Source organism: Acinetobacter sp. YH01020 (genome assembly GCF_013420275.1).
GTDB lineage: Bacteria > Pseudomonadota > Gammaproteobacteria > Pseudomonadales > Moraxellaceae > Acinetobacter > Acinetobacter amyesii.
In genome coordinates this window covers 1-1134 of record NZ_VOYN01000129.1, presented here as the reverse complement: position 1 = coordinate 1134, position 1134 = coordinate 1, and the positions used below count along the sequence as shown (strand labels likewise).

At 44.4% G+C, this 1134-nt stretch carries 1 protein-coding gene; it reads left to right on the top strand.

Annotation, left to right across the window (positions count from 1 at the left end; translation table 11 throughout):
- The first annotated feature begins 191 nt into the window (after positions 1–191).
- Positions 192–1007: an aminoglycoside O-phosphotransferase APH(3')-Ia gene (locus FTT85_RS18505; protein ID WP_000018326.1), complete on the top strand. Its 816-nt coding sequence runs from the start codon at positions 192–194 to the stop codon at positions 1005–1007.
- The last annotated feature ends 127 nt before the right edge of the window (positions 1008–1134 follow it).

Genomic DNA, 1134 nt, shown 5'->3' with positions numbered 1-1134 from the left:
TACCAGCGTACGGCCCACAGAATGATGTCACGCTGAAAATGCCGGCCTTTGAATGGGTTCATGTGCAGCTCCATCAGCAAAAGGGGATGATAAGTTTATCACCACCGACTATTTGCAACAGTGCCGATAAAAATATATCATCATGAACAATAAAACTGTCTGCTTACATAAACAGTAATACAAGGGGTGTTATGAGCCATATTCAACGGGAAACGTCTTGCTCGAGGCCGCGATTAAATTCCAACCTGGATGCTGATTTATATGGGTATAGATGGGCTCGCGATAATGTCGGGCAATCAGGTGCGACAATCTATCGATTGTATGGGAAGCCCAATGCGCCAGAGTTGTTTCTGAAACATGGCAAAGGTAGCGTTGCCAATGATGTTACAGATGAGATGGTCAGACTAAACTGGCTGACGGCATTTATGCCTCTTCCGACCATCAAGCATTTTATCCGTACTCCTGATGATGCATGGTTACTCACCACTGCGATCCCCGGGAAAACAGCATTCCAGGTATTAGAAGAATATCCTGATTCAGGTGAAAATATTGTTGATGCGCTGGCAGTGTTCCTGCGCCGGTTGCATTCGATTCCTGTTTGTAATTGTCCTTTTAACAGCGATCGCGTATTTCGTCTCGCTCAGGCGCAATCACGAATGAATAACGGTTTGGTTGATGCTAGTGATTTTGATGACGAGCGTAATGGCTGGCCTGTTGAACAAGTCTGGAAAGAAATGCATAAGCTTTTGCCATTCTCACCGGATTCAGTCGTCACTCATGGTGATTTCTCACTTGATAACCTTATTTTTGACGAGGGGAAATTAATAGGTTGTATTGATGTTGGACGAGTCGGAATCGCAGACCGATACCAGGATCTTGCCATCCTATGGAACTGCCTCGGTGAGTTTTCTCCTTCATTACAGAAACGGCTTTTTCAAAAATATGGTATTGATAATCCTGATATGAATAAATTGCAGTTTCATTTGATGCTCGATGAGTTTTTCTGAGGCACTGTTGCAAATAGTCGGTGGTGATAAACTTATCATCCCCTTTTGCTGATGGAGCTGCACATGAACCCATTCAAAGGCCGGCATTTTCAGCGTGACATCATTCTGTGGGCCGTACGCTGGTACT

Excerpts from the sequence above, each read along its gene's own strand:
- FTT85_RS18505 (WP_000018326.1), top strand. The coding sequence starts at position 192 with ATGAGCCATATTCAACGGGAAACGTCTTGCTCGAGGCCGCGATTAAAT.